The organism is Ideonella azotifigens, assembly GCF_021043325.1.
GTDB classification, from domain to species: domain Bacteria; phylum Pseudomonadota; class Gammaproteobacteria; order Burkholderiales; family Burkholderiaceae_C; genus Ideonella; species Ideonella azotifigens.
Window position 1 is genome coordinate 1 of sequence record NZ_JAJNKD010000004.1, and the last position, 26,277, is coordinate 26,277.

Consider the following 26,277-nt stretch of genomic DNA (forward strand, 5'->3'; position numbering starts at 1 on the left):
GCCAAGGTGTTGCGCGAGATGTCGGTGCCGCCGAAGCGGCCCAGCAGCGCCGCCTGGCGGTACAGCGGCAGCCCGTCGAGGTACTTCGCCTGCGGGATGATGTCGAGTTGCTCGGTGGCCTCTACGCCGATCTCGCGCAAGGCCGCGCCGTCGTGCGGGCACACGCGCTCGCCCTCGGGCAGTTCGTGGCGCACCACCTCGCGCGGCAGCGCCGGGTCCAGCGGCTTGCGCCCGCGCTTGGCGCGCTGGTGGCCGGGCACGTCGACCTTGTCGGCGTCAGGGATCTCTTCGGCAGCCGGCTCGGCCTGCGCCCCCAGGCTCTCGGCCTCGTCGAAGAACATGTCCTTCTGGTGCTGGCCGGTGACCTCGCTGCTGGCGGCGAACAGCTGGCGCTTGAACTTGTTGAGCTGTTCCTTGAGCAAATCCCGTTCGGTGCGCACGATGCGCAGCTCCCCTGTGGTCGTGCGCAGCTCACCGGCCAAGGCTTCGTTGTGCTGGCGCGCCTCGGCCAGCGCCTGCTGCAGGGCGTTGAACTGTTCGAGCGTGGGCATGTCGGCCATCTGCCAAACAGTGTCCCAGCCCATGGTCGGCTACGCCATTCGGATGTGCCGCAATGGCGCGGCCGCCATCGAACTGATCTCAGCCTACGCGCTCGTACAGCCGCTGTGGATGACGCTGCACCAGGCCGATGTCAATGCCTTCGAGCAGCCAGTGCAACTGCTCCACCGTCAGCGTGGGCACGTCCGCCTCGCTGGGCCAGATGAACCGGTCCTGCTCCAGCCGCTTGAGCAGCAGCCAGAAGCCGTTGCGCTCCCAGCCCAGCACCTGGACCCGGTTGCGCTGGCGGTTGCTGAACACGTAGACACACGCGGCGAACGGGTCCAGCCCGAGTGCTTGCTGCACCAGGGCAGCCAGGCCGTTGATGTTGAGCCGGAAGTCCACTGGCGCGCGGTGCAGGTAGACCTTCAGCCCTTCGTCGAGCCGGAACACCTCAGCCTCCCGAGTGCTTCAATCAGATGGCCGGCATGTCGTGCGTCGACACCCCGCAGATCGAACGCCACGCCGTTGGGCAGACGGGCCTGCAGGTGCATCGCAGCACTGCCATCGGCCGGCGTCGCCGTGGTCTGCATCACCGGCACTGCCATGAATGCCGACGGCGGCGAACTCACCTGCGCAACGGGTGCGACAGGCACACGCGGGCGGCGCACATGGCCGTGCTCGCGCAGCCAACGGCTGACCTGATTGGCATTGACGCCGCACTCGCGCGCCAGGCGCGACACCGACGCACCGGGCTGCAAACACAGCGCCACCAGCTCCGCCTTCGCCTGCGTGTCGTACACGCTGCGCCCGTCGTTCTTGCGGCCCACCACCAGCCTGCGCCTGAGCTCTTGCAATTCGTCTGTCATCACGTTCCCACGTTCGTCTACGTGGGAACGTAGGCTGCCAGCTCACAGCCGATGGCTCAAGGACGGGGTCTATTGACCGCTTACCGTCACTTATTCAATGGGCGTAAAAAAACCGCAGCCTAGGCTGCGGTTTTTGTTTGATTTGCTAACTGCTAAGCAGCAATCAAATCAGAAGTCGTACTGGGCCGTCAGGCGGAACTTGCGAGGATCCGAGTAGCTGATCACTCGGCCATAGGCCGGGTTGACCACGCCAGCGCCGTAAGTGGCTGACGAGTCGTGAGCTTCGTCGATCACGCGAGCGGTTTGACGGTTGAACACGTTGAAAACGTCCACGCGGAGCGCCAGACCCTTCACGTAATCAGGCTTGTACACAGCGTTCAGGTCCAGAGCGGTACTCCAAGGCAGGCGGCCTTGCGAACCACGCGGCGTTGCAACACCGTCGCAATAGAAGAACACTGCGCCGTATCCGCCACCGCCAATGTCGGTGCCCGTGCCACCGTAATCGCCGAAGCAGTTCTTCGGACGTCCCGATTCCAGCACCATGGTCGTGCCAAAGCCCCATTCAGGCGTCAGCTGATAGTAGCCGTAGCCCTTGATCTGGTGGGTGCGATCGTTCGGCAGATAGCCATACGAGCCTTCCATCAGCTCCTTGAAGTCCCAAGTCGAAGTTACAGCCACATCGGTCTGGGCATTGTCGGACTTGGTCTGGCCTTCGGTGTTGCCCTTGTTCTTGGAATACGTGTAGTTGATCTTGCCGTACCAGCCATCGCTGAACGGGTGTTCCAGGAACAGGTCAAGGGCAAAGTAGGTACGCTTCGGCTTCGGCACACCGATGTCGGCAGCCTTGAGCTTCACCTTGGTCAGGGTGCCGTCACCGGCATAGTCCACCAGGAAGGTATTGTCGCTGCCCGGATTGAAGGTCGCGCAACCGAAGCCACCGTAGTTGCTCGTGTCGATGCCGTTCGCATCAGCATAGGCATAGAACGGACGGTAGTCGCAGAAGTCGTCGATGGTCTGCTTCAGCTTGCGGTAGGTGACCTTCGCGCCGCCGACCAAGCCCTGCGTCAACGCGCCTTCAACACCCAGGGTCAGTTCATCCTGATAGGTCGGCTTCATGTCCTGAGCCGCCACGGTCTTAGGGTTCTTGGCCTGACCGTATTCATTGTTGGACGAGTACGGCTCACTGTTCAGCGCAGTCAGGCCAGTCGGCGCACCCGTTACTGGATCAACGCCGGTGTAGGCGAAGTACTGGTCAACGAACAGCGAGCGGCTGGCGCCACGCACGGCCACGTGCGTCGGGATTTGCAGGCTGTAGCGGCCGGCAGAGCCGTAGACCTTCAGCGACGAGTTGCCGAGCACATCCCACGATGCCGACAAACGCGGGCTGAAGAAACCGTCCATCTTCAGGAAGGTATCACCATCACCATTCTTGTTTTCGAAGGATTCGCGACGCACGCCAGCCGTCAGCAGCACTTCCTTCGTCACTTGCCAGCGGTCTTCAATGTATTGCGCCGACTGGTTCGAATCTGCATTCGTGACGGTGTCAAAATGGCGCTGACGAGCGTAATAGTACGTGCCGTTCACAGGCACTGCGCCGGCGTCGATCAGGCTGATCCGGGTGCTGGGGCCTGCGCCGGAATAGTTGCCGTTAGTGGTGTGATAGTAACGCCAGTAAGAACCACCCACATTGTCGTAGCTGTCGCCCGCGTTCTTGGACTTCAGCCGATTTTCATCCAGACCTGCACGGATCAGGTGATCACCCAGCTGGTATTCGAGGTCGAATCGGAATGATTTGGTGGTTTCCTTCGCATCATTGCCGATACCGGTAGTACCGCCGGGAAGCGGATTGGCCGGGTTGGTCGGGTAAGTCAGGTTTGGATTCCTGTCAGCATCGGTCGGAATGAAAGTTTCCGGGTCCGTCGGCTGGAAACTGTAGCCTTGCTTGTGCGGGCTGCTGCTTTGGCCATACAAAGCCGTCAACAGAAAATCGGACGTAATCTGGCCGCTGTACTTCAGGACTTGGGCATCGCCGCCCACACCGGTGGTGTAGTCGGACAGGTTCTTCGAATACTGGCTGAAGACGTAGTTGGTCTTCTTGTGCGCTGCGTAGTCGTAGCCGAAATAATCGTCCGTCGTCTTGTAGTTGTCGCCGATCAGGGTGGCTTCCAAATGGTGATCGGAAGTCAGGTACCAGTCGAACTTACCCAGATAACGGGTGTTGGTATTCTGCGATTCAAGCCAACCCGTGGTCGAGACTGCAGAGGAGCCTGGGGTGGAGTTGACCGCCTTGGTGTTCAGCTTGGTGACATCCGCCGCCACGAACATGAACAGCTTGTCCTCAACCAACGGGCCGCCAACGTACGCGCCGTAGCTGGTCTCTTGACGATAGTTGTCCTTGCGATAGAAATATTCAGTTCCGTCGGTGGCCGCGCCATTCTTCGGATAATAAATATTCTTCGGATTCGAACGCAGCGAGTTCGGCTCGATCGTGACATCGACCCCGCCGTGCCATTCATTGGTGCCGCTCTTGGTGATGATGTTCACCACGCCACCCACCGAGCGACCAAACTCAGCACCGAAACCACCGGTTTGCACCTGGGCCTGCTGGATGGCGCCAAATGGCAGTTCCATCGAGCCCAACTGCGTCAGTGCGTTCGTAACGGGGAAACCGTTGATGTAGTACGAGTTTTCCGAGGGAGCGCCACCACCGATGCTGATACCGCCGGAATAACGCGCGTCGGCCTTGGTCGTGTTGGCCGCGAGGGCCACAATGCCGTTGACGTCTTTGCTGGCAACCGGGATAGCATCCAGTTGCTTGGCGGTGAAGACGGAAGCGTTGACGGTATTGGAGGTGTCAATGCCGCGCAGCTTGCCAACCACCTGCACGGTTTGGGTGGCGTTGCCGGCGCCTGCGAATACGGCTTCAGCACCTTGGCCCGCCAAAACGTCCAATTCAGCCGTCGAAACGACCTTGCCGTCCTTCACCAGTTGAATCTGGTAATGGCCGGGAGCCAGGTTATTGGCTTGGAATCGACCGCCTTCGCCAACGGTCACCGTGCGCTTGAAGCCCACAGCCGCGTTTTCAATGACGATTTGGGTACCGGCACCCGTTGCAACCTGACCGTACACCGAGCCAACGGCGGTAGATTGCGCGTAGACCGCGCCGGACATGACGCTGAGGCCGACCGCCACAGCGACAGCTGACCGCCGCCACAGGGTGGAAGAATTTTTCATTTGAGCCACTGACTTCTCTCCAGAAAGGTTGATCGATAGACCCATTTCAGAAGCAAGGCACATGCCGGTCTTGTGAAGCCATGATGTCCTCGCTCCAGGAACGTGTAAATTGATTGTCACTGAAGGTCTTTTTGGTCCCCACCCCCACAAACCCTCTTTGCAATTTTCGGTGGATTTTTGTTGCTATTTCGCTGCAACTGCCGCCTTAGCAGCGGCGTTCAGGCGGGGTACGGCGTCGATCAGACGCCTTGTATAGACATGTGCGGGGTGTTGCAGAACGGCCTCGCATGAGCCCTGCTCAACGATCCGCCCGGCCTGCATCACGGCGACCTCGTCGGCGATGTACTCGACCACGCCGATGTTGTGCGTAATGAAGAGGAATGCGACGCCGGTGTCGCGCTGCAGATCGAGCAGCAGGTTCAGGATCTGCGCCTGCACCGACACGTCCAGTGCAGAGGTGGGCTCGTCGCAAACGATGAGGCGCGGCTGCACCGCGAGTGCTCGGGCGATGGCTATGCGCTGGCGTTGGCCGCCCGAGAATTCGTGCGGATGGCGCGCCAGCGCTTCGGCACGCAGGCCGACCTGGTCGGTGAGGTTTAGCAGACGGGCGCGCCGCTGAGCGGCGTCCAGATCGGGCCGCAGGGCCAGCAGGCCTTCTTCGAGGATGTCGAACACCCGCATGCGCGGGTTCAGCGAGGCAAATGGGTCCTGGAAGATGATCTGGACTTCGCGGCGCGCGCGCTGCAGCGCCTGCGAGTTCATGGCGAACAGGTCCTGGCCGTCCAGCAGCGCGCGGCCCTGGGTCGTGGCCATGCGCCGCAGCAGTTGCACGACGGCCTTGCCGGTGGTCGTCTTGCCGCAGCCGCTTTCGCCGACCAAGGCCAGCGTCTGCCCTGCCCTGACCTGGAACGAGACGCCGGCGACCGCATCGAAGTGCCCGCGCACGCGTTGCAGCAGCCCGCCGCGAATGGGGTAGCGCACATGCAGTGACTGCACGTCAAGCACCACGTTGGCAGCTCCAGGGGCTTTCGTCGACGCCGAGGGGGCCACTTCGACAGCCGCCGCTGCTGGTTCAACCTCATGGACGGTTTGTTCACGCCCTGGCGTGTACAGGATGCAACGCACCGAACGGGTGCCTGGCTGGGCCCATAGTGCGGGCCGTGTCTGGGCGCAGGCGGCTTCTGCGAGGGCGCAGCGTGGCTCGAAGCGGCAACCGTGAAAGCTTTGTGTCAGCGCGGGCACCGTTCCGGGGATTGCGGCCAAGGCCTGACCCCGGCGATGCGCATCGGGCAGTGCCCGCAACAGGGCTTGGGCATACGGGTGCTTGGGCGCGGAGAAGAAGCTTTGCGCGTCGGCGGTTTCAATGATCTGGCCGGCGTACATCAGCGCCACACGGTGCGCCATGCCGGCAACCACGGCGAGGTCGTGCGTGATTAGCAGCATGCCCAGGCCGGTCTCGGCCTGCAACTGGCGCAGCAGGTCCAGCACCTGCGCCTGGATTGTCACGTCGAGTGCGGTGGTGGGTTCGTCGGCGACCAGGAAGTCGGGCTCGGCCGCAAGCGTCATCGCAATCATCACGCGCTGCTTCTGCCCGCCGCTCATGCGGAACGGGTAGTCGTCCATGCGGCGTTCGGGCTCGGGGATGCTGACACGGCGCAGCCAGTCCAGTGCCCGTGCGCGTGCCGCGGCGCCGCGCAGCGAGGTGTGTGCCTCGATGGACTCGACGATCTGGTCGCCCACGCGCATCACAGGATTCAGGCTGGTCGAAGGCTCCTGGAAGATCATGCCGATGCGGCCGCCACGCACCGCGCGCATCTGCAGCTCCGGCAGGGCCAGCGTGTCGGCCCCTTCCAGCGCCACGCTGCCGGCCACCACGCGGCCGTTGTCCGGCAGCAGCCGCATCAGTGCCAGCGCGGTCATGCTCTTGCCGCAGCCGGACTCGCCGACCAACGCCAGCGTTTCGCCACGCTCTATGCACAGCGTGAGTTGGTCGATGGCCTGTACCAGGCCGGCTTCCGCATCCAGCTGAACGTTCAGTTCGTCAATCTTCAGCATCGGTGCGGCTCAGGCAATGGTGGGCTTCTTTGGGACAAGGCGCACGCGGAAGGCGCGGGCCCGCGGATCGAACGCATCGCGCACGCCGTCGGCAAACAGGTTGGCCGCCAGCACCAGCGTCACCATGAAGAAGAAGGCAGCGCTGAAAGACCACCAGACGACAGGGTCGCGGCTCATCTCGTTGCGGGCCAGGTTGATCATGCCGCCGAAGCTGCTGGTGGACGGATCCACGCCCACGCCAACGTAGGTCAGCACTGCCTCGTAGAGGATCAGGTCCGAGAAGCTCAGCACGGTGGTGATCAGCACCAGGTGCATCACGTTGGGCACGATGTGGCGCGCCATGATGCGCCAGTGGCTGACGCCGAAGGCAGTCGCCGCCTGAACGAAGTCCAGTTCGCGCAGTTTCAGCGTCTCGGCGCGCACCAGGCGGCACAGCGTGGCCCAGCCTGTGAGGCCGAGGATCACGCAGAGCAGGAAGGTCTTCAGGTCGGCCCGCTCCAGGCCGGTTTCGAACAGGTCGGGGTTCTTGTCCAGGAAGACCTGCACCATCAGCACGCAGGCGGCAATCAGCAACACGCTGGGCACCGAGCTGAGCGTCGTGTAGAGGTACTGGATCACCTCGTCCACCCAACCCTTGAAGTAACCCGCAAGCACGCCCAGCACGATGGCCAGCGGCAGCGTGGCCAGGGTCGACAAGGCGCCGATCACGAAGGCCGTGCGCACGCTTTTGAGCGCCAGCAGCAGCACGTCGTTGCCGGTGCGGTCGGTGCCCATCACGTGGTAACCACCGGCCAGCGCGGTGACGGGCCCGATCACGGCGCAGAGCGCCATCAAGGTGGCCAGCAGCGGCCGCAGCGGCAGCGCCGTGTGACCGCGCCACAGGGCCTGCCAGGCCGGACCGAGGCCACCGTGCGCGCGGCGCAAGGTGGCAGCCAGCGCCACGGCCAGGCCCACGAATGCCAGCAGACCGATGCCAAGCCCGGCCAGCACCCGACGCGTCACGTCCCCTGCCCAGTCGCGCACAGTATCAGCCAGGTGCGCACCGCCGAACTGCAGCCGCGGATAGATGCGCTGGATCTCGCCGTTGACCGTCACCGCGTCGCGCGTGTGCGCATGCGTGGCCAGCGGCGCGCTGTAGGTGGCTTCGCGGGTGGCGCGCAGGTGGTGCAAGGCCTCGTCCAGCAACGAGCTGGTGGTGGCGTCGTAGTAGACCGCGTGGCCCGTGCTCACTGTGGCCGGATTGGTCGGCAACGTCCGTCGGAAATGCACGCTGTCCAGCAAGGTGACGAGGACAAACAGCAGCAGCACGAAGCCGGCCGACAGCGCGGCCGGATCGTGCAAAACACGCTGCCATTTGCTGCGGCTCTGCGGCAGGCCGCGCAGGCGCACGGCGTAGACCGCGACTGACAGCGCCATCAACCACAGCGCGATGTCGGTCCAGAGGATGACCAGCTTGAAACCCATGTCATTCACTTCCTGAGGGCCGTCAAGCCAGCCGCACCCGGGGATCGACCCAGGTGTAGATCACGTCGATCAGCGCGTTCGACAGCACATACAGCAGCGCGCCCAGGAAGACCATCACCCGCACAATGGCGAAGTCCTGTCCGGCAATGCCGTCGATCACGAAAGCGCCGAGTCCGGGGATGCCGAAGAAGCTCTCGAACACCAGGCTGCCGAGGAACACATACGGCAGGTACGAGCCGGCGCTGGTGATGATGGGAATCAGCGCGTTGCGCAGCACATGGCGCCACAGCACCACCGCTTCCGAAAGGCCCTTTGCGCGCGCGGTGCGCACGTAGTCGCGGCCCATTTCCTCCAGGAACATCACGCGGTACAGCCGGGCCTCGGTGCCCAGCCGCGACAGCAGCGACAGCAGCACCGGCAGCACCAGGAACTTGACCATGTCCAGCCCGCCCGCATAGCCCGACAGCGGCACCAGCCGCAGCACGCGCGAGAACAGGAACTGGCCGACGATGATGTAGAACAGGCTGGAGATCGACAGCATCAGCACGCAGACCACCGTGCCCCAGAAGTCGATGCGCGAATGCCGGAAGAACACCAGCAGCAGCGCGAAGCCGGTGCTGGCAATGACCTGCAGCAAGAAGATCGGCACCGCCAGCGTCAGGCTCACGCCCATGCGGGTCTTGATCTCGTAGCCAATGTCCATGCTGCGCGCCGAGTCGGAGCGGCCGAAGTCCAGCAGCATCAGCGAGATCGAGCGCTCCCACAACACCGTGTGCGTGAGCTGCTCGGCGCCCTGCCCGGCGGCGTTCCAGTACAGCGGCTTGTCGTAGCCACGCTCGCCCTTCCACTTGTCGATCTGCACTTGCGTGACGCGCTTGCCGCCAATGTTCAAGCGGGCCATGTCGTCCGGCGTGTTGACGGTGAAGAACAGGAAGAAGGTCAGCAGGTTCACACCCACCAGGATCAACACGCCGTAACTCAGCCGGCGCACCAGGTAGTTCCACATGTCGCGCTCAGCCAGGGTTGGAAGAAGTTGACAGCGAGGGCGCTGCGCCCTCGCCTGTCGTGCCACGGGCGGTTGCCAGCTCGCGCGCCTTGAAGCTGCGCCGCGCCACCCAGGCCAGCGCGACCGCCAGCAGCGCCAGCAAAGCCAGTGGCCAGTAGATCGGGTGGTTCCATTCGGCCTGCAGCTTTGCGCGCATGGCAGGGTCCACTCGGTAGTACCGCACCATGTCGCGCACCAGGATGCTGGGCTTGCCGTTGTGCACCCAGGGCTGGAAGGCCAAACCGCCCCACGGGATGTAGCCGAAGGACCAGGGAGCGTCCTCTTGCGTGATCTTGTAGATCTCGTCAACCACCTGCTGCTTGCGCGGCCCGTCATCCAGCGACTGCAGCTCGCGGAACAGCTTGTCGAAGGCCGGGTTCTCGTAGTTCGCGGTGTTTTCGCCCTGGGTCTTGGACTTGGCGTTGGGCCCGTAGAGCAGGAACAGGAAGTTCTCGGCGTCCGGGTAGTCGGCCAGCCAGCCGGCCCAGAACAGCTGGTGCTTGCCCTTGAGGGTCTTGTCCTGAAACTGGTTGAAGTCGGTCGCGCGAATCTCCAGCTGAATGCCCAGCTTGGCGAACTGCCGCACCATCCAGTCGTTCTCGGCCTTGAACTCGGGCGTGACCACGCGCTGGAAGTCGTAGTTCAGCACCAGCGGCTTGCCGGTGATGGCGTCGCGACCGCCGGGGTAGCCGGCTTCGGCCAGCAACTGCTTCGCATCTTCGATTGAGCGCCGTACCGGCTTGCCGTCGACCAGCTTGTGCGTCACAGGGTTGTAGAAGCCGGGTTGGCCCTCGTGCGAGCCGAACACGCCTGGCGGGATCGGGCCCATCGCCGCCACGCCGCCCTTGTGCTTGAAGATGCGGCCATAGCCCTCTTCCCAGTCGATGGCAATGGAGACCGCCTGGCGCAGCTTGCGGTGCTTGATGACTTCTTCCGGCGTACCGCCGGTGCCGACCACCGGGTCCAGCATATTGAAGCCCACATACCAGTTGGTGATGTCGGTGCTGAGCGGGAACTGGAAGCCGCGGGCCTCGTACTCCTGCTTCACCGCGTCGGACTCTTCCATGTCGTTGCGGAAGTCCACGCCCCATTCGGGCCGCTCGATCTCGGGCATGTCCAGGTAGCCCTGGCGGAACTTGCCCTTGCGCCCTTCCTTTTCCTTTTCCATCTGCACGTAAAGCGTGTCGATGAACGGCAGGCGCTTGCCGCAGTCGTCCAGCAGGCCGGCGGCCTTGTCTTCGGGCTGGCCTTCGCAGGGGTAGAAGTCGTCGGCCCGGTAGTTCGGGTTGCGCTTCATCACGTGCAGGCGATCACGCTCGAACGTGGTCATCATGAACGGGCCCGAGCCCACCGGCCACTGGTTCAACGACAGGCCGTTTTCGGTCATGCCGGGCTGAGAGTAGAAGGCGTCTGCCTCCCACGGCAGCGGCGCGACGAAGGGCAGCGCCATCCAGTAGTTCCACTGCGGGTACTTGCCCTTCAGGCGAACCCGCAGTGTGTACTTGTCCAGCGCCTGAGCCCCCGCCAGTGGCCATTTGCGGAAGTCCAGGAAGGGCTTGTCCTGCAGGTCTTCCGGCAGTCCGGCCAGCAGCTTGGCGTCTTCCTTTTTGATCAGCTCGGCATAGTCCTTCAGGCCCAGCACGTATTCGGCAAACACCGCGAAGACCGGCGCCTCGATGCGTGTCGTTGCATGGCGCTTCAAGGTGTAGACGAAATCCTCGGCCTCCACCTCGCGGGTGTCCGTGTGCTCGAATTCCCAGGGCGAATGCTTCTCGCCGACCTGGGCACGCGTCATGTGGTGGTAGAGGTACTGCCCTTGCGCATCCTTGGCGAAGGCCGGATGCGGCGCGTAGCGCATGCCGTGGCGGATCGGAATGTCGTAGACGCTCTCTGCAATGTGCTCGGCGGCAGCGTCGGCCGGCAACTCGTGGCCGGCGGCGTCCAGGTAGCGCGGCTTGACGACCTTGGCGGCGGCCTTGCCCTCCAGCTCATACGGCCGCTTCAGATAGTGGTACCCGTAAAGCGGCTCGTAGATGGCCATCGTGAAGGCCGACTCCGGATTGGAGTACGAGGCGACCGGGTCCAGGTAGCGCGGGGAGCGCTCCTCAAAGGCATAAAACAGCGTGTTCTCTTTTTCCGCGCCCAGCGGAAAGGGGCTGTTGCCACAGGCGGTCAAACTGGCCAAAGCGGCGGCGGCCATCGTCGCCTGCACGCCCAGCACCACCCAGCGCCAAACTGCGGCGCCCAACACACCGCGCATGCGGTCACTCCTTCAAGCACGCACGGCAGCATCGATGACCACGCACGCACGCACAAAACACAAGCCTCCCGTCAGGCGCACTTTTGGTGCACCCAAACGCGAGGCGAAGCGAAAATTCTAGGCACCGTCGCGGTGCCTGCCGCTCAGGGTTTACCGAGGGGCAACGCGGCGGACCGGCTAACGCAACGCAGCGTCAGTGCCAACCGATGAGCACGTCCCGTGCCTGTACCAGCAGCTGGACTTTGTGGCCCATCGGCATCGTCACCTTGGTCGGCACATGCCCGAATGGCAGCCCGGTCAGGACCGGCGTCTTCGTGACCTCGCGCAGGTAGGCGACGACGGTCTTCAGGTTGTAGCCGCGGTCCATCGGCGACTTGCGCCAGTCGCTGAATGCCCCCAATACCACCGCCTTCTGCGCGGCCAGCACGCCCGCCTGGTGCAGCTGCAGCAGCATGCGCTCGACCCGGTACGGATGTTCGGCCACGTCTTCCAGGAACAGGATGCCGCCCTTGACCTTGGGCCAGTGCCGGGTGCCCAGCAGCGAGCACAGCACCGTCAGGTTGCCACCCCACAGCACACCCTTCTCGGCCAAGCCATCGAAGCCGGCCTCGGTGCGAAAGCCGATGGCCTCCAGCTCTCCACTCATGGCTTCGTTGAAACAGTCCGGTGTGACTTCGTCCAGTTCGTCGCGGCCAAAGTCATCGGTCGCCATCGGTCCGCACCAGCTGGCGGTGCCGGTGTGGGTCAGCAAGCCCATCTGCAGCGCGGTCAGGTCGCTGTAGCCGACCCAGCGTGTGCCTTGCTCGGCTGCCTTGGCCAGCAGCGCCCAGTCCAGCCGGTCCAGCAGCCGCGTCATGCCATAACCGCCGCGCGTGGCCATGGCGACCGACGGCGCTTCTTCGGCAATGCGGTGCAGCGTGGCCAGGCGGAAGTCGTCGTCGCCGGCAAAGCGCTGGTGCTTGGCCAGCGCGCTGGCGTCCACCGTCACCTGGTAGCCCATGCCCTTCAGCCGCTTGGCGGCCAGCTTCACCGCGGCGCTCTTCAGCACCACGCCGGCGGGCGAATAGATCGTCAGCGTGGAAGGTGACGTGTGCACGTGGTGATGGTCGTGTCCATGTTCGTCGTGGTCCTGCCCGTGGTCGTGCGCCGCCTGGTCGGCATGCGGGGTCTTCTTCTTGGCGGCGCTCATGGGCGGTTCCTGTTGGGTTCGGTGAATTCGGGCATGTCGTCGGCGCCGGGCGGCGGCGTGAGCACCCATTCGGTGGCCTCGCCCGTCGGAATGACAGGCTCAGGCGCTGTTTCTGGTGCGGACCGAGGCGGGCTGAACAAAGCAGCGCGCGGTGCAGCGGCCGGTGACTGCGTGCTTTCGGCGTCGGCTTGGTCGGCTGCGCGCACGGCCTTCTGTTGGGCGCGGCGTTCGGCAAAAAACTCGCGCAACACCTGGCCACAGGCCTCGCCCAACACACCGCCCTGCAGCGCCGTGTGGTGGTTCAGCTGCGGCTGAGCAAACAGGTCGACCACCGAGCCGGCGGCACCGGTCTTGGGATCCCGGGCACCAAACACCACGCGCTTGAAGCGGGCGTGCATCAGCGCCATCGCGCACATTGCGCAGGGCTCCAGGGTCACGTAGATCTCGCACTCGGGCAGCCGGTAGTTCTCCAGCAGCTGTGCGGCGTGCCGCAGCGCCACCAACTCGGCATGGGCGGTCGGGTCGTGGGTGGTGATCGGCCGGTTGTAGCCGGTGGCAATCACCTGGCCATCGCGCATGATGACCGCGCCCACAGGCACCTCGCCCACCAGCCAGGCGTTCTGCGCTTGGTCCAGCGCCAGTCGCATCGCGTTTTCGTCGGCTGGAGTGGCCTCCTTGCCGAGAGATGCGGAAAACTCGCTCATGGGATCTCTCAGGAGCTGCGCAGCAGGTTTGCCCGGCTCACGCTGTGGGTTTGAGGGGCCAGCGTCCCAACACGAAGTACACGCTCTGGCCGATGAGGCTGTGCACCAGCACCAACTCCCTCGCGTGCCAGCTCACGGGCGCTATCGCCTGCGCCGGCACGGTCTTCAGGTCGTAAGCCAGCGTCATGTGCGGCGTGAAGCTCTTTTCAACCTCGCGGGCCAGGCCGGCATGCGCCATGCGCACGCCAACCTCACGCTGCAGCGAGATCACGCCGGACAGGTTCTCTTCGCTGCCCACCATCACAAACGGTGGGTTGCTGCTGTGCTTGCCGAAGCTCATCACGATGTCGAAGCTCAACGCAAAAGTGGGGTGGGCCAGCGTTTCGCCTGCCTGTCTGGCCCGGTTCACCATCAGTTCCGGAACCTCGGGAAAGTCACCCAGGTGATGCAGCGTGATGTGCAGCCGGTTCTCGCCGATGGGCCGGCCGCGTACGCCGTGCGCCATGCGCAGCTCAGCGCCGAGCTGGAACAGGCGCGCGGCGTCCTGCTCGTCCGGCATCAGCGCGAAAAACAGCCGGTTCAGCGCGGGCTTGGCCACTGGCGCATCACCCAGCAAGGACATCTGCTCGAAACCGTCGTTACCCATTTCCGTGCCTCCCATGCATGCGTGGCTGGTGCGCGCGCACCATCAAGCCATCAGGGCTTCTCGCCTTCGGCGTCGGCCCGTTCCAGGGCCTGCTGATGCAGAAGCGTCGCGGCGTCAATTTGCTTGCCGACCTCATTGGCCACCTGGCCAGGTGGCACCTGCCGCACGGCCTGGCCGTCGGTGACGGGCACCGTCACCGGCACGGCGACAGGCGTCTTCAGCCGCTCACGCACCAGCCAGCCGGCACCCAGCAGCGCGATCAACACCACGATCAGTCCCGCACCCCGCATCAGTTCACTCCCACTCGATGGTTGCCGGCGGCTTGCTCGACACGTCGTAGGTGACGCGGTTGATGCCGCGCACTTCGTTGATGATGCGGCCCGATACCTTCTTCAGCAGGCTGTACGGCAGCTCGGCCCAGTCGGCCGTCATGAAGTCGCTGGTCTGCACGGCACGCAACGCGACCACGTAGTCATAAGTGCGCCCATCGCCCATCACGCCCACGCTCTTGACCGGCAGGAACACGGTGAAGGCCTGGCTGGTCAGCTCGTACCAGTTCTTGCCGCTGACCGGGTCCACCGCGGCGCGCAGCTCCTCGATGAAGATCGCATCGGCGCGTTGCAGCAGCGTGACGTACTCGGGCTTCACTTCGCCCAGCACGCGCACGCCAAGGCCTGGGCCGGGGAACGGGTGGCGGTAGACCATGTCGTGCGGCAGGCCCAGCGCAACGCCGAGTTCGCGCACTTCGTCCTTGAACAGCTCGCGCAGCGGCTCCAGCAGCTTCAGGCCCAGCTGTTCCGGCAAGCCGCCTACGTTGTGGTGGCTCTTGATCGTCACGGCCTTCTTGGTCTTGGTGCCGCCGCTCTCGACCACGTCAGGGTAGATCGTGCCTTGGGCCAGCCATTTGGCACCTTTAGCCGAGGCATTGGCGGCCTTCAGCTTGGCGGCTTCGGCCTTGAAGACTTCGACAAACTCGCGGCCGATGATCTTGCGCTTTTGCTCGGGGTCGGTCACGCCCGCGAGGTGGCCGAGGAACTGCGCGCTGGCGTCCACATGCACCACCTTGGCATGCAGCCGGCCGGCGAACATCTCCATCACCATGCGGCCTTCGTCCAGGCGCAGCAGGCCGTGGTCGACGAACACGCAGGTCAGCTGGTCGCCGATGGCGCGGTGGATCAGCGCCGCGGCGACGGAAGAATCGACGCCGCCGGACAAGCCGAGGATGACTTCTTCGTCGCCCACCTGCTCGCGGATGCGCGCCACGGCTTCGTCGACATAGCTGTCCATCACCCAGTCGGCCTTGGCCTTGGCGATCTCCAGCACGAAGCGGTTCAGCAATTCACGGCCCTGCACGGTGTGCGTTACTTCCGGATGGAACTGCACACCGTAATAGCCGCGGCTTTCATCCGCCATGCCGGCGATCGGGCAGCTGGGCGTGCTGGCCATCAGCTTGAAGCCAGGCGGCAGCGCCGTGACCTTGTCGCCATGACTCATCCAGACCTTCAGCATGCCGTGGCCCTCAGCCGTGCTGAAGTCTTCAATGCCTTGCAGCAGCGCGGTGTGGCCATGCGCGCGCACCTCGGCGTAACCGAACTCGCGGTGATCGGCCGGCTCCACTTCACCACCCTGCTGCACCGCCATCGCGAACATGCCGTAGCAGATGCCCAGCACCGGCACACCCAGGTCCCACACGGCCTGCGGCGCCCGCAGTTCGTGGTCCTCGTAGGTGCTGGCGTGGCTGCCCGACAGGATGATGCCCTTGGGTGCGAACTCGCGGATGAAATCGTCCGACACGTCGTTCGGATGGATCTCGCAGAACACGTTGGCTTCGCGCACACGGCGTGCGATCAGCTGGGTGACCTGGGAGCCGAAATCGAGGATCAGGATCTTGTCGTGCATGGCGTTCAAAGGACGGGAAAGATTCGGGGGAATGTGTGGGCTCTCAGGCCGAAGCAGGGGCTTCGCGGCTTGCAGCGCGGCGCACGCGCGAGAAGTGCACCACAGCCATCACGGTGGCCAGGGCCTGCAGCAGCGCGCAGAGGTAGTAAGGCGCGCCAATGCGCCAGTCGCCACGCGGCAGGTGGGCGACTTCCTTCAACAGCAAGGGGCCGATGACCGGTGCGAGCACCATCATCAGACTGGACAGGCCGGACACCGCGCCCATGGTCTGGCCCTGGGATTTGGGGTCGGCAGCGTTCGAGACCAGGCTTTGCAGCGTGGTGGCAGCCGCGAAGCCAAAGACGTTGGCGGCAATCACCGCATACATCATCCAGCCCTCGGTGGCCGCGCCCCAGCCGGCATAGCACAGCGATGAAGAGATCAGCCCGACGATGGCCAGCTTCTCCAGCGGCATCCACTTGGTGAAGCGGCCGATCAGCACGCCCTGCACCAGCACCGACATCACGCCCACCGCAAACAGCGAAGCGCCGATCTGCTCCGGGTCCCAGCCGAACTTCAGCTCGGTGTAGAGCGCCCAGGTGGTGTGCAGGATGAACTGGGCGAGCGAGGCAAAGGCAATGACGACGAGCAGCGCGCCAATGCCCTTCAGTTCCATCAGGTGAATCAAGGAACCGACAGGGTTGACCTTCTTCCAGCTGAAGGGCTGGCGCCGGTCCGGGGGCAGCGATTCAGGCAGCACGAAAAAGCCGTACAGCCAGTTGCACAGCGCCAGCGTGCCGGCCACAAAGAACGGCAGCCGCAGGTTGATGCCGCCCAGCAGCCCACCAATCACCGGCCCGAGGATGAAGCCCAAGCCGAACATCGCGCCCAGCATGCCGTAGCGCTTGGCTCGATCTTCGGGCGGCGTGATGTCGGCCACGTAGGCGTTGGCGACGGCCGCGTTGGCCTGCATCGCGCCGCTGAACAGGCGCACCGCCACCAGCATCCAGTATTCGGTGGCCAGCGCCGTGCCGAAGAAGCTGACTGCCAGGCCGCTGAAGCCCATCAGCAGCACAGGCCTGCGGCCGAAGCGGTCCGAGAGCGCGCCCAGGATGGGCGAGCCAATGAAGTTGGCGAAGGCAAAGGCCATTGCCACGGTCGCGTAGGCGCCCACCTGTTCGGTCGGCGTGCGCGCAAAGGTGCCCACGAGCTTGGGCAGCACCGGGATGATCAGCCCGATCGAGATCATGTCGATTAACACCGTCAGCATGATGAACGGCATGGCAGCCGCTCGCTGTGGCTTGCCGTCTGGGTTCATGGGGGCGGTGTGGCCGGAAGGCTCGCTAGCGGGCATCTTGAAACGGGAGCGGTTTCAGAAAACGCTGCGCCCGGCCGAAGCCGGGCGCAGCAGCGGTCATCGCCGGGAATTTACTCGGCGCGGTAGTTCGGCGCTTCCTTGGTGATCTGCACGTCGTGCACATGGCTCTCGCGGATGCCGGCCGAGGTGATCTCGACGAACTCGGCACGCTCGCGCATGTCGTCAATGGTCGCGCAACCGCAGTAGCCCATCGAGGCGCGCAGGCCGCCGGCCATCTGGAAGATGATCGAGACCATCGAACCCTTGTAGGGCACGCGGCCTTCGATGCCTTCGGGCACCAGCTTGTCGGCGTTCGGGTTGCTGGTCTCGTCGGCTTCCTGGAAGTAGCGATCGGCAGAACCAGCCTTCATCGCACCGATGGAGCCCATGCCGCGATAGCTCTTGTAGCTGCGGCCCTGGTACAGGATCACTTCGCCTGGCGCTTCTTCGGTGCCGGCGAACATGCCGCCCATCATCACCGTGCTGGCGCCGGCCGCAATGGCCTTGGAGATGTCGCCCGAGTAACGCACACCGCCATCCGCGATCAGCGGCACGCCGGTGCCACGCAGCGCAGTCGCCACGTTGTCGATCGCGGTGATCTGCGGCACGCCGACGCCAGCGACGATGCGGGTGGTGCAGATCGAACCCGGGCCGATGCCGACCTTCACGCCGTCGGCGCCGGCTTCGGCCAGTGCCAAGGCCGCGGAGCCGGTGGCAATGTTGCCGCCGATCACGTCGATGTGCGGATAGTTCTTCTTGACCCAGCGCACGCGCTCGATCACGCCGGCCGAGTGGCCGTGCGCGGTGTCTACCACCAGCGCGTCCACACCGGCCTTGACCAGCAGCTCAACGCGTTCTTCGGTGCCGTCGCCCACGCCAACCGCAGCGCCAACGCGCAGCTTCCCTTGGGCATCGCGCGCAGCGTTCGGGAAGCTGGTCTGCTTGGTGATGTCTTTCACCGTGAACAGGCCGCGCAACTCGGAGGCGTCGTTCAGCACCAAAACGCGTTCGAGCTTGTGCTGGTGCATCAGCGCCTTGGCTTCCGCCAACGTGGCACCTTCGCGCACGGTGATCAGCCGCTCGCGCGGCGTCATGATCTCGCGCACCGGGGCTTCGAGCCGGGTTTCGAAACGCAGGTCACGGCCGGTGATGATGCCCACCACGCGACCGTCTTCAACGACTGGGAAACCCGAGATGCCGTGGGCGCGGGAGAGCTCGATCACGTCGCGCACACGGGCGCCAGGGGCGATGGTGATCGGGTCCTTCAGCAGGCCCGATTCATAGCGCTTGACCCGCGCCACCTCGGCGGCCTGCTGCTTGGGTGGCAGGTTCTTGTGCACGATGCCGATGCCACCTTCTTGCGCGATGGCAATCGCCAGACGGGCTTCGGTCACGGTGTCCATCGCCGCTGAAACCAGCGGCAGGTTCAGCACGATGTTGCGGGAAAAGTGGGTGGCCAGCGAAGTGTCTCGCGGCAGCACCTGAGAGAAGGCCGGGACCAACAACACATCGTCGAAGGTCAGCGCTTTGCCTAGAAGGCGCATGAGGAAAGCTCCAGACGCAAAAGCGGATTATACGGAAAGACCGGACACGCGTCACGGTGCGGCTTCGCGTGCCCGCACAGGCCGCCGCGGCCCCGCCCACCTTTCAGCCGCGGGTGGCGACCGCCCGGCTGCGGTGCACGGCCAAAGCGGCAAGAAACCGCGGTAACAGGGCGCTCGCGCCACGAGACGCCCACTACACTAAGCCCTGGTTTGGACGTCCGCTTGCGCATCGACATGAAGCTTTCCCGCCCTGGTTTTTCTGGTCCTTTGTCAGCGGTCTTGTTGGCGCTCATGGCGCTGTCCGCCTCGAATGCTTCTGCGCAGGCCATCTGGAAATGGCGTGACCGCGATGGCCACCTCCAGGTCAGCGACCGCGCACCGCCGGTGGACGTGCCGGACAAGGACATCCTGCAGCGCCCGGGCGCTGCACGCGGCGTGACCGTCAGCGCCAGTGCGCCGCTGGACGCCGGCACCGACGCATTGATCCCCGCGCCCGGCGCCTCCGCCCCGTCGACCGACCGCGAACTGGAAGCCCGCAAGCGCAAGCTGTTGGCCGACCAGGCAGCCCAGAAGCAGGCCAAGGAATCGGCGGACAAGGAGCGCACCGCATCGGTCAAGGCTGAAAACTGCCGCCGCGCGCGCAACCAGCTGAAGACGCTGGAAAGCGGCGTGCGCATTTCGCGGCCCAATGAACAAGGCGAGCGCGAGGTGCTGGACGACCAGGGCCGCGAGCAGGAAACCCAGCGCGCCCGCGACTTGGTCAACTCCAACTGCAACTGAGCGACTGGGGGGCTTGCCGCTCCGTGCCAGCCACTCAAGCCCGGCGCGGTTTGGTGCCTGTTTGCCGGCGATAGCGCTGGCGGCGCGCTTCTTTCGGGTCGACCTGCAAGGGCCGGTAGACCTCCACCCGGTCCGCCTCGCGCAGCACAGCGCTCAGCGGCTGCTGCCTGGCCCAGATGCCCACGCTGAACTGCTCGTCCAGGTGCAGCCCATGGCGGGCCACGATGCCGCTGGCATGCAGCGCGTCGGCCACCGTAGAGCCCTGCGGCAAACTCAGCTGAACGTGGTCCACGCTGCGCGGGCCGTTGCCGTAAACCACCTCGACATGCAGCAGTGCCGCAGGGCCTACCTCAGCGCTTGCCATAGACCTGCTCGGCGCGGCTGACAAAGGCGTCGACAAAGGTGTTGGCCACGCGGTCGAACACGGGGCTCAGCACCAGTTCCAAGGGCCGGCTGGAAAACGCATAACGCAGGTCGAACTCGATCTTGCAGGCCTGCTCCGCTGCACCCGGCTTGCCCAGCGGCAGGAACTGCCACAGGCCGTCCAGCGTCGAGAATGGCCCGTCCACCAGTTCCATGCGGACCTCGCGGTCCGGCACGTTGGTGTTGCGGGTGGTGAAGGCGTGGCGCAGCCCGGCATAGGCCAGGTGCAGCTTGGCGGTCATGCTGTGCGCGTCCTGCGAGAGGATTTCAGCGCGATCGCACCACGGCAGGAACTGCGGATAGGCAGCCACATCGGTCACCAGCCGGAACATCTCGGCTGGCGAGTACCAGAGCAGGACGGACTTCTTGACGTGCTTCATACAATGCAGGGCATTCTAGGCGGCCCTGCCTTTCCTTTGGCTTCGCCGCCCTCACCTTCCACCTCATGTCCACCACCTCTGCCTACATTGCCGAAAACCGCCGCGCGCGCTTCGAATACCACATCGACGAACAGTTCGAAGCCGGCGTGGTGCTCGAAGGCTGGGAGGTCAAGGCCATCCGCGCTGGGCAGGTGCAGCTGACGGACGGCTACGTGCTGATCCGCGGCGGCGAGCTGTTCATGATCGGCTGCCGCATCAATGCCCTGGGCAGCGCGTCCACCCACGTCAATCCCGAGGCCGACCGGACCAAGAAGCTGCTGCTGCACAAGGAGCAGATCAAGCGCCTGGTCGGCAAGGTCGAGCAGCGCGGCTTCACGCTGGTGCCGCTGAACCTGCACTACAAGGGCGGCCGCGTGAAGGCCGAGATCGCGCTGGCCAAGGGCAAGGCCCAGCACGACAAGCGCGAGACCGAAAAGAAGCGGGACTGGGAGAGAGAAAAGGGCCAGCTGATGCGACACAAAGTCTCATCCAATCCGAAGGATTGAGCGCAAAGCGCTGGCTGGGCCTTTCGATAAAAAGGCCAGCTGATGCGACACAAGGTCTCATCTCCCAGCAAGGACTGACCGGCCCGGCGACCAAGCGCGGGCCGGCCTCGGCGCTCAGGGCGTCAGCGTGACCTTGTACAGCGTGCCGTTGCTGTACTTGCTGCCGCCGCCGGCCGTCATGCCGTAGAGGTTGCCATCGGCTGCCAGCGTGGTGCCGCCCCACGGGAAGCGCCCGTCCTGCTTGCCGCCTTCACCGAAGTTATGCAGGATCTGGAAAGTGTTGTTCTTCGGCTTGATGGCATACAGCGCGCCGCGCTTGTTGTGGCCGCCCCAGCGGGTCGTGCCGAACAACACGCCGTCTTCGCGGCGCGCCAGCCTGGTGGTCGGGCCATACGGGTGCACGCCGTGGTGGATGAACGAGGACAGCGTGGTGATCGTGCCGTCCGTGCCGCGCTTGAAGACCGCACCGTCGCCAAATTCGCCGCCGTATTCAGACACGCCGTAGAGGTTGCCCTCGGCATCCTCAATCAGCGCAGCAGATGACAGCGCCGGGTCCTGTTCACCGCCGCTGTGCATGTGGTTCACGGTCTGGAAGCCGCCGTCGGCCGGGTTCAGGCGGAAGATCACGCCGACGTTGCTGTCGCCACCGCTGCGCGTCGTGCCGTAAAGCCAGCCGTCCTTGCTCAGCATCATGGGCGCCAAGGGATGCGCGCCATCGTCGCTGCCACCGGTGAAGTTGTGCAGCACCTGATAGCCGCTGCCGTCGGTGCGCAGCTTGAAGATCATGCCGTTGTCGCTGCTGCCGTCATTGGCGGAGGTGCCATACAGCCAGCCATCCGGCCCGGCCGTGAGGAAGGTGTAGCTGACGATCGCAAAGGGCTGCAGCGGCGAGAACGAATACAGCGTCTTTACCTCGTGGGTCTTCTTGTCGAAGCGGTAGACCGTGCCGTAGTTGTTCGCACCACCGAGCTGGGTCGTGCCATACAGCGCGCCGTCTGCGCCTTCCACCGGCGTGGAGCCGGGCTGGCCGCCCATGGTCTCGTTGCCCGGGAATCCGGCCAGCATCTTGACGATGCCCTTGTCATTGAGCCTGAACATCGCACCATGCAGGTAGTCGCCGGTGCCGCCAATCGTCACGCCATACCAGGCGCCGTCGCTGCCGCGGACCAGTTCGGTGCGGCCGTCCTGGCCATCGTCCAGCTTGAAGGCGTACAGCTGGCTCATGGTCGCCGGGATCGGCGTGGTGGCGATGGCCACCTTCGCTGCGCCACCCGCAGCTTGCGCCGCCTGCATCGGCAGGCCCAGCAGCATGGAGGCGGACAGGGCCAGTGCGGCAAACTGCCAGCCGCGGGCGCGTGAAGAGATGAAACGAGATGCCATGGTGAAGATTCGGCCTCCTGTGCCGTAAATCGCTGAGGTCTGGAACTGCGCGCCGAGGTTCGGCGCTTCATGAAGGCGTGCCTTTTGGGTTGCCCTCGCTCGTGCCTGCGACTTTGCAATATTGGGACCTGTTGTACGACAACCTGCACTTCATTTGTGGGGGTATCTTCAAAATAACTCCAAGGTGCAAACACCAATGGCAGGCCCCGGCCGCCGCGAGGGCGCAGTGGCTTGCCGGACAATGCGACGATGCGCACCGCCCTCACCTCTCTGGACCAAGTCCTCTATCCGCCCATCGAGCCCAACCGCACGGGCCGGCTCGCCGTGGACGAACTGCACACGCTGCACTGGGAAAGCTGCGGCAACCCGGCCGGCATCCCTGTCATCTTCATCCACGGCGGGCCGGGGGCCGGCACGTCGCCCAAGAGCCGCCGCTTCTTCGACCCGGCGAAGTACCACATCGTGCTGCTGGACCAGCGCGGCGCCGGCCAGTCCACCCCGCTGGGCGAATGCCGCGAGAACACCACGCCGCTGCTGATCTCGGACCTGGAACGGCTGCGCGAACTGCTGGGCATCGAGCGCTGGCTGGTGTTTGGCGGCTCATGGGGCTCGACGCTGTCGCTGGCCTATGCGCAGGCCCATCCCGAGCGCTGCCTGGGCCTGGTGCTGCGCGGCATCTGGCTGGTCAGCGACGAGGAGATCGACTGGTGGCTCTACGGCATGCGCCAGTTCTTTCCCAAGGAATGGGAAGCCTTTGCGCAGCAGGTGCCTGAAGGCGAGCGCAGCGACCTGCTCGCCGCCTACCACCGTCGCCTCGCCAATGACGATCCTGCCGTGCACACGCCCGCGGCGCGCGCCTGGAGCCGCTACGAAGGCTCCTGCCTGCAACTGATCCCCGATCCGGTGACGGTCGATTCATTCGGCGAAGATGCCATCGCGCTGGGCGTGGGCCGGCTGGAAGCGCACTACTTCCACCACCGCGCCTTCCTGCAGCCCGGCCAGTTGCTGGCCGGCGTGACCAAGATCGCCCACCTGCCCTGCGTGATCGTGCACGGCCGCTACGACGTGATCTGCCCGGTGCGCTATGCGTTTGCACTGGCAGACGCCTGGCCCAGCGCCAAGCTGGTCGTCGTGCCGGACGCCGGGCATTCTTCCTACGAGCCCGGCATCGCCGCCGAGCTGGTCAAGGCCACCGACGCCTTCACGCTGGCAGACGACGGCGGCTTCGTCGCCTAGCCTGCGGTCGCGGTGAGCGCAGGATCTGCAGCAGGCGCCGCAGTTTCGGCCAGCCTTGCCAGGCCTTGCGCCAGGTCGGCAATCAGGTCATCGGTCGCTTCGAGGCCGATGCACAGGCGCACCAGCGTGCCCTGGTAAGGCGTGGCCAGCTTGCGCATGCCCTTGGCCTGGTACGGCACCGCCAGGCTGACCGGGCCACCCCAGCTCCAGCCAATGTGGAAGTAGCGCAGCCCGTCGACAAATGCATCGACCTGGGCTGGCGTGTACTGTGCGTTGATCTCCAGCGTCAGCAGGCCGGCCGCGGCCTTGCAGTGCGAGGCCCAGTGCGCATGACCCGGCGAGCCGGGCAACGCCGGGTGCAGCACCCGTGCCACCTGCGGCTGGGCCTGCGCCCATTCGGCGATGCGGCGGGCCGAAGCGTCTTGCGCGGCATAACGCAGCGGCAGGTTCGGCAAGGCGCGCAGCACCAGCTCCACGTCGTTCATGCCCACGCCGATGCCAAGGCGGCTGTGGGTCCACGTCAGCTTGTCGTTGAGCGCGTCGTCGCGGCAGGCGATGGAACCCATCAGCACGTCGCCGCCGCCGGAAGGGTACTTGGTCAGCGCGTGGATGGTCACATCCACGCCCAGGCCTTCGCCCAGGTCGAAAGCATTGAAGGCAATGCCGGCACCCCAGGTGTTGTCCAGCGCAATGACGGCCTGCGGCGCCTTCTCGCGCACCGTGCGCACAAGGGCGCGCAGGTCCGGGAACTCCAGCGTCACCGAGCCGGCCGCTTCCAGCCAGACCAGCTTGACCTCGCGGTCCAGCTGCGCGGCCAGCGAGGCCGGCTGCATCGGGTCGTACAGGCGCTGGCTGATGCCCCAGCGCGCCAGTTCGTTGCGCGCGAAGTCCTTGCTCGGGTTGTACACGTTGTCCGGCAGCAGCATCGCATCGCCCTGCTGCAGCAGCGCCATGTCGACGATGGTCAGCGCCGACAGCCCGCTGGGCGCCAGGATCACGTGCTTCGCGCCCTCCAGGCTGGCCAGGCGCGATTCCAGCGTGAAGCTGGTCGGCGTACCGTGCAGCCCGTAGGTGTAGCCGCTCTTGTCGGCCCAGGTGCGCTCGCGCAGTGCAGCCACCGTCGGGAAATAGACGGTCGAGCCCTTGAAGACCGGGACCGCAGGGGATTCAAAATCCGCCGGAGGCTTGTACGGGTGATGGATCAGTTCGGTGGCCAGCGTGTCGTTGCGCTGGGGCGTGGGGGTGCTGCCTTCGGAGGTGTCGCTCATTCTTTTGAGGCCGGCGTTCAGATCGGCTCGCCGACCAGGTCGTGGCCTTCGGCGGCCACGATGCGGGCGCGGGCGAATTCGCCCATGCGCAGCTGGGTCGAAGCCTTGGCCGGCGGCAGCAGCCGCACCGTGCCGTCGATCTCCGGCGCATCCGCATAGGTACGCGCCACGCCACCGCGGCGGCCCATGGCTGGCGCGCTGTCGACCAGCACCTGCATCGTCGAGCCAATGCGACGGCGCAGCCGGTTGATCGACACCTCTTCGGCCACCGCCATGAAGCGCGCGCGGCGCTCTTCGCGCAACTCGTCAGGCAAGGCGCCCGGCAGCTCGTTCGCGGCAGCGCCGGTCACAGGGCTGTAGGCGAAACAACCGGCGCGGTCGATCTGCGCCTCGCGCACGAAGTCCAGCAGGTACTGGAACTCCTCTTCCGTCTCGCCAGGGAAACCTGCGATGAAGGTCGAGCGCACGACGATTTCCGGGCACAGCTCGCGCCAGCGCTGGATGCGCTCCAGGTTGCGCTCGCCGCTGGCCGGGCGCTTCATGCGCTTGAGCACGTCCGGGTGCGCGTGCTGCAGCGGCACGTCCAGGTAAGGCAGCACCAGGCCTTCGGCCATCAGCGGCACCACCTCGTCAACGTGCGGATACGGGTAGACATAGTGCAGCCGCACCCATGCGCCGTGTTGCTTGGCAATCTCGCCCAGCTTGGCCACCAGGTCCAGCATGCGGGTCTTGACCGGCTGGCCGTCCCAGAAGCCGGTGCGGTACTTCACGTCCACGCCATAGGCCGAAGTGTCCTGGCTGACGACCAGCAGTTCCTTCACGCCGCCTTCGAACAAGGCCTTGGCTTCCTTCAGCACATCGCCCACCGGCCGCGACACCAGGTCGCCGCGCATGCTGGGGATGATGCAGAAGGTGCAGCGGTGGTTGCAGCCTTCGCTGATCTTCAGGTAGGCGTAGTGCCGCGGCGTCAGCTTGATGCCGGCGCCCGGGATGCCGCCGGGAATCAGGTCCAGGAACGGGTCGTGCGGCTTGGGCACGTGCGTGTGCACCGCGTCCATCACCTCCTGCGTCGCATGCGGCCCGGTCACGGCCAGCACCTTGGGGTGGATCTCCCGCACCAGGTTGCCGCCGCCGTCGCCCTGCTTGGCGCCCAGGCAGCCGGTGACGATCACCTTGCCGTTGGCAGTCAGCGCCTCGCCAATCGCGTCCAGGCTTTCCTTCACCGCGTCATCGATGAAGCCGCAGGTGTTGACGATCACCAGGTCCGCGCCCTGGTAGGTCTTGCTGGTGCGGTAGCCCTCCGCAGAGAGCTGGGTCAGGATCAGTTCGGAATCGGTCAAGGCCTTGGGACATCCAAGGCTGACAAACGCAACGGTAGGCGGCTGCTGGCTGGTGACGGGCACCGGCGGGCTGGCGAGGTCTTGGCTCATGGACCCGATTGTCGCAAACCCCACCACCCAGCGCCCGGCGGCCGGCCCAAGCC

At 65.1% G+C, this 26,277-nt stretch carries 23 protein-coding genes; 3 read left to right on the forward strand and 20 right to left on the reverse strand.

The features are described 5' to 3' along the window. From LRH25_RS10675 to guaB, 15 genes are all read right to left on the reverse strand, one after another. On the reverse strand, positions 1–560 hold a 560-nt coding region (locus tag LRH25_RS10675), incomplete at its 3' end, for an IS66 family transposase (RefSeq protein ID WP_445663771.1). 79 nt (positions 561–639) lie between these two features. After that, positions 640–990: an IS66 family insertion sequence element accessory protein TnpB gene (tnpB, locus tag LRH25_RS10680; RefSeq protein ID WP_231011135.1), complete on the reverse strand. Its 351-nt coding sequence runs from the start codon at positions 988–990 to the stop codon at positions 640–642. Next, positions 966–1,406, reverse strand: a complete 441-nt coding sequence (gene tnpA / locus LRH25_RS10685) for an IS66-like element accessory protein TnpA (protein ID WP_231011136.1) — start codon at positions 1,404–1,406, stop codon at positions 966–968. Before tnpA ends, tnpB begins: the two co-directional genes overlap by 25 nt. 168 nt (positions 1,407–1,574) lie before the next feature. Next, complete coding sequence (locus LRH25_RS10690) at positions 1,575–4,703, reverse strand: TonB-dependent receptor (RefSeq protein WP_141285836.1); 3,129 nt, start codon at positions 4,701–4,703, stop codon at positions 1,575–1,577. Between the two features lie 120 nt (positions 4,704–4,823). Continuing rightward, positions 4,824–6,695, reverse strand: coding sequence for an ABC transporter ATP-binding protein (locus tag LRH25_RS10695; protein WP_141285838.1), 1,872 nt, complete (start codon positions 6,693–6,695; stop codon positions 4,824–4,826). A gap of 9 nt (positions 6,696–6,704) precedes the next feature. Further along, complete coding sequence (locus LRH25_RS10700) at positions 6,705–8,159, reverse strand: ABC transporter permease (RefSeq protein ID WP_141285840.1); 1,455 nt, start codon at positions 8,157–8,159, stop codon at positions 6,705–6,707. 22 nt (positions 8,160–8,181) lie between these two features. Continuing rightward, the gene (locus tag LRH25_RS10705) at positions 8,182–9,165 is read right to left on the reverse strand and encodes an ABC transporter permease (RefSeq protein WP_141285842.1); all 984 of its coding nucleotides are present in this window, start codon (positions 9,163–9,165) and stop codon (positions 8,182–8,184) included. A gap of 7 nt (positions 9,166–9,172) precedes the next feature. Then, positions 9,173–11,404 carry an ABC transporter substrate-binding protein gene (locus tag LRH25_RS10710; RefSeq protein ID WP_375140560.1) on the reverse strand — a complete coding sequence of 744 codons (2,232 nt, stop codon included), beginning with the start codon at positions 11,402–11,404 and terminating at the stop codon, positions 9,173–9,175. 253 nt (positions 11,405–11,657) lie between these two features. After that, positions 11,658–12,653 (reverse strand): LD-carboxypeptidase, encoded by a 996-nt coding sequence (locus LRH25_RS10715; RefSeq protein ID WP_141285846.1) that lies wholly within the window; start codon positions 12,651–12,653, stop codon positions 11,658–11,660. Next, a complete protein-coding gene (tadA, locus tag LRH25_RS10720; protein ID WP_141285848.1) occupies positions 12,650–13,357 on the reverse strand; it encodes a tRNA adenosine(34) deaminase TadA in 708 nt (235 codons plus the stop codon). Before tadA ends, LRH25_RS10715 begins: the two co-directional genes overlap by 4 nt. A 37-nt stretch (positions 13,358–13,394) precedes the next feature. After that, the gene (locus LRH25_RS10725) at positions 13,395–14,003 is read right to left on the reverse strand and encodes a 2'-5' RNA ligase family protein (RefSeq protein ID WP_170200756.1); all 609 of its coding nucleotides are present in this window, start codon (positions 14,001–14,003) and stop codon (positions 13,395–13,397) included. A gap of 50 nt (positions 14,004–14,053) precedes the next feature. Next, complete coding sequence (locus LRH25_RS10730; RefSeq protein ID WP_141285852.1) at positions 14,054–14,266, reverse strand: hypothetical protein; 213 nt, start codon at positions 14,264–14,266, stop codon at positions 14,054–14,056. A gap of 31 nt (positions 14,267–14,297) precedes the next feature. Next, on the reverse strand, positions 14,298–15,902 hold the full coding sequence (gene guaA, locus LRH25_RS10735) for a glutamine-hydrolyzing GMP synthase (RefSeq protein WP_141285854.1): 1,605 nt from the start codon (positions 15,900–15,902) through the stop codon (positions 14,298–14,300). Positions 15,903–15,945: 43 nt separating this feature from the next. Then, positions 15,946–17,151, reverse strand: a complete 1,206-nt coding sequence (locus LRH25_RS10740) for an MFS transporter (protein ID WP_231011137.1) — start codon at positions 17,149–17,151, stop codon at positions 15,946–15,948. 158 nt (positions 17,152–17,309) lie between these two features. After that, a complete protein-coding gene (guaB, locus tag LRH25_RS10745) occupies positions 17,310–18,782 on the reverse strand; it encodes an IMP dehydrogenase (protein WP_141285858.1) in 1,473 nt (490 codons plus the stop codon). Between the two features lie 291 nt (positions 18,783–19,073). Between guaB and LRH25_RS10750 the strand changes: the two genes are divergently transcribed. Further along, positions 19,074–19,562 carry a DUF4124 domain-containing protein gene (locus LRH25_RS10750; protein WP_231011138.1) on the forward strand — a complete coding sequence of 163 codons (489 nt, stop codon included), beginning with the start codon at positions 19,074–19,076 and terminating at the stop codon, positions 19,560–19,562. A gap of 34 nt (positions 19,563–19,596) precedes the next feature. On the opposite strand, the gene LRH25_RS10755 is transcribed toward LRH25_RS10750, so the two are convergent. Together LRH25_RS10755 and LRH25_RS10760 are read right to left on the reverse strand one after the other, a co-directional pair. Further along, a complete protein-coding gene (locus tag LRH25_RS10755) occupies positions 19,597–19,926 on the reverse strand; it encodes an RnfH family protein (RefSeq protein WP_211361363.1) in 330 nt (109 codons plus the stop codon). Further along, positions 19,913–20,365, reverse strand: a complete 453-nt coding sequence (locus LRH25_RS10760) for a type II toxin-antitoxin system RatA family toxin (protein ID WP_141287388.1) — start codon at positions 20,363–20,365, stop codon at positions 19,913–19,915. The genes LRH25_RS10755 and LRH25_RS10760 overlap by 14 nt, the downstream gene beginning before the upstream one ends. A 65-nt stretch (positions 20,366–20,430) precedes the next feature. Between LRH25_RS10760 and smpB the strand changes: the two genes are divergently transcribed. Then, positions 20,431–20,910, forward strand: a complete 480-nt coding sequence (gene smpB, locus LRH25_RS10765) for an SsrA-binding protein SmpB (protein WP_141287387.1) — start codon at positions 20,431–20,433, stop codon at positions 20,908–20,910. A gap of 114 nt (positions 20,911–21,024) precedes the next feature. Here smpB and LRH25_RS10770 read toward each other — a convergent pair whose 3' ends face one another. Continuing rightward, a complete protein-coding gene (locus tag LRH25_RS10770) occupies positions 21,025–22,290 on the reverse strand; it encodes a choice-of-anchor tandem repeat GloVer-containing protein (RefSeq protein WP_141287386.1) in 1,266 nt (421 codons plus the stop codon). Positions 22,291–22,539: 249 nt separating this feature from the next. Between LRH25_RS10770 and pip the strand changes: the two genes are divergently transcribed. Further along, positions 22,540–23,526 (forward strand): prolyl aminopeptidase, encoded by a 987-nt coding sequence (gene pip / locus LRH25_RS10775; protein WP_141287385.1) that lies wholly within the window; start codon positions 22,540–22,542, stop codon positions 23,524–23,526. Here pip and LRH25_RS10780 read toward each other — a convergent pair. Together LRH25_RS10780 and rimO are read right to left on the reverse strand one after the other, a co-directional pair. Further along, positions 23,523–24,794, reverse strand: a complete 1,272-nt coding sequence (locus LRH25_RS10780) for a PLP-dependent transferase (RefSeq protein ID WP_141287384.1) — start codon at positions 24,792–24,794, stop codon at positions 23,523–23,525. The genes pip and LRH25_RS10780 overlap by 4 nt on opposite strands. A gap of 17 nt (positions 24,795–24,811) precedes the next feature. Then, complete coding sequence (rimO, locus tag LRH25_RS10785; protein WP_141287383.1) at positions 24,812–26,224, reverse strand: 30S ribosomal protein S12 methylthiotransferase RimO; 1,413 nt, start codon at positions 26,222–26,224, stop codon at positions 24,812–24,814. Positions 26,225–26,277: the final 53 nt, after the last annotated feature.

Bases quoted from the DNA above. Each gene is read 5' to 3' on its own strand.
- tnpA (WP_231011136.1), bottom strand. From the start codon at position 1,406: ATGACAGACGAATTGCAAGAGCTCAGGCGCAGGCTGGTGGTGGGCCGC.
- LRH25_RS10690 (WP_141285836.1), bottom strand. From the start codon at position 4,703: ATGTGCCTTGCTTCTGAAATGGGTCTATCGATCAACCTTTCTGGAGAG.
- LRH25_RS10695 (WP_141285838.1), bottom strand. From the start codon at position 6,695: ATGCTGAAGATTGACGAACTGAACGTTCAGCTGGATGCGGAAGCCGGC.
- LRH25_RS10700 (WP_141285840.1), bottom strand. From the start codon at position 8,159: ATGGGTTTCAAGCTGGTCATCCTCTGGACCGACATCGCGCTGTGGTTG.
- LRH25_RS10705 (WP_141285842.1), bottom strand. From the start codon at position 9,165: ATGTGGAACTACCTGGTGCGCCGGCTGAGTTACGGCGTGTTGATCCTG.
- LRH25_RS10710 (WP_375140560.1), bottom strand. From the start codon at position 11,404: ATGGCCGCCGCCGCTTTGGCCAGTTTGACCGCCTGTGGCAACAGCCCC.
- LRH25_RS10715 (WP_141285846.1), bottom strand. From the start codon at position 12,653: ATGAGCGCCGCCAAGAAGAAGACCCCGCATGCCGACCAGGCGGCGCAC.
- tadA (WP_141285848.1), bottom strand. From the start codon at position 13,357: ATGAGCGAGTTTTCCGCATCTCTCGGCAAGGAGGCCACTCCAGCCGAC.
- LRH25_RS10725 (WP_170200756.1), bottom strand. From the start codon at position 14,003: ATGGGTAACGACGGTTTCGAGCAGATGTCCTTGCTGGGTGATGCGCCA.
- guaA (WP_141285854.1), bottom strand. From the start codon at position 15,902: ATGCACGACAAGATCCTGATCCTCGATTTCGGCTCCCAGGTCACCCAG.
- LRH25_RS10740 (WP_231011137.1), bottom strand. From the start codon at position 17,151: ATGCTGACGGTGTTAATCGACATGATCTCGATCGGGCTGATCATCCCG.
- guaB (WP_141285858.1), bottom strand. From the start codon at position 18,782: ATGCGCCTTCTAGGCAAAGCGCTGACCTTCGACGATGTGTTGTTGGTC.
- LRH25_RS10750 (WP_231011138.1), top strand. From the start codon at position 19,074: ATGGCGCTGTCCGCCTCGAATGCTTCTGCGCAGGCCATCTGGAAATGG.
- LRH25_RS10755 (WP_211361363.1), bottom strand. From the start codon at position 19,926: ATGGCAAGCGCTGAGGTAGGCCCTGCGGCACTGCTGCATGTCGAGGTG.
- LRH25_RS10760 (WP_141287388.1), bottom strand. From the start codon at position 20,365: ATGAAGCACGTCAAGAAGTCCGTCCTGCTCTGGTACTCGCCAGCCGAG.
- smpB (WP_141287387.1), top strand. From the start codon at position 20,431: ATGTCCACCACCTCTGCCTACATTGCCGAAAACCGCCGCGCGCGCTTC.
- LRH25_RS10770 (WP_141287386.1), bottom strand. From the start codon at position 22,290: ATGGCATCTCGTTTCATCTCTTCACGCGCCCGCGGCTGGCAGTTTGCC.
- pip (WP_141287385.1), top strand. From the start codon at position 22,540: ATGCGCACCGCCCTCACCTCTCTGGACCAAGTCCTCTATCCGCCCATC.
- LRH25_RS10780 (WP_141287384.1), bottom strand. From the start codon at position 24,794: ATGAGCGACACCTCCGAAGGCAGCACCCCCACGCCCCAGCGCAACGAC.
- rimO (WP_141287383.1), bottom strand. From the start codon at position 26,224: ATGAGCCAAGACCTCGCCAGCCCGCCGGTGCCCGTCACCAGCCAGCAG.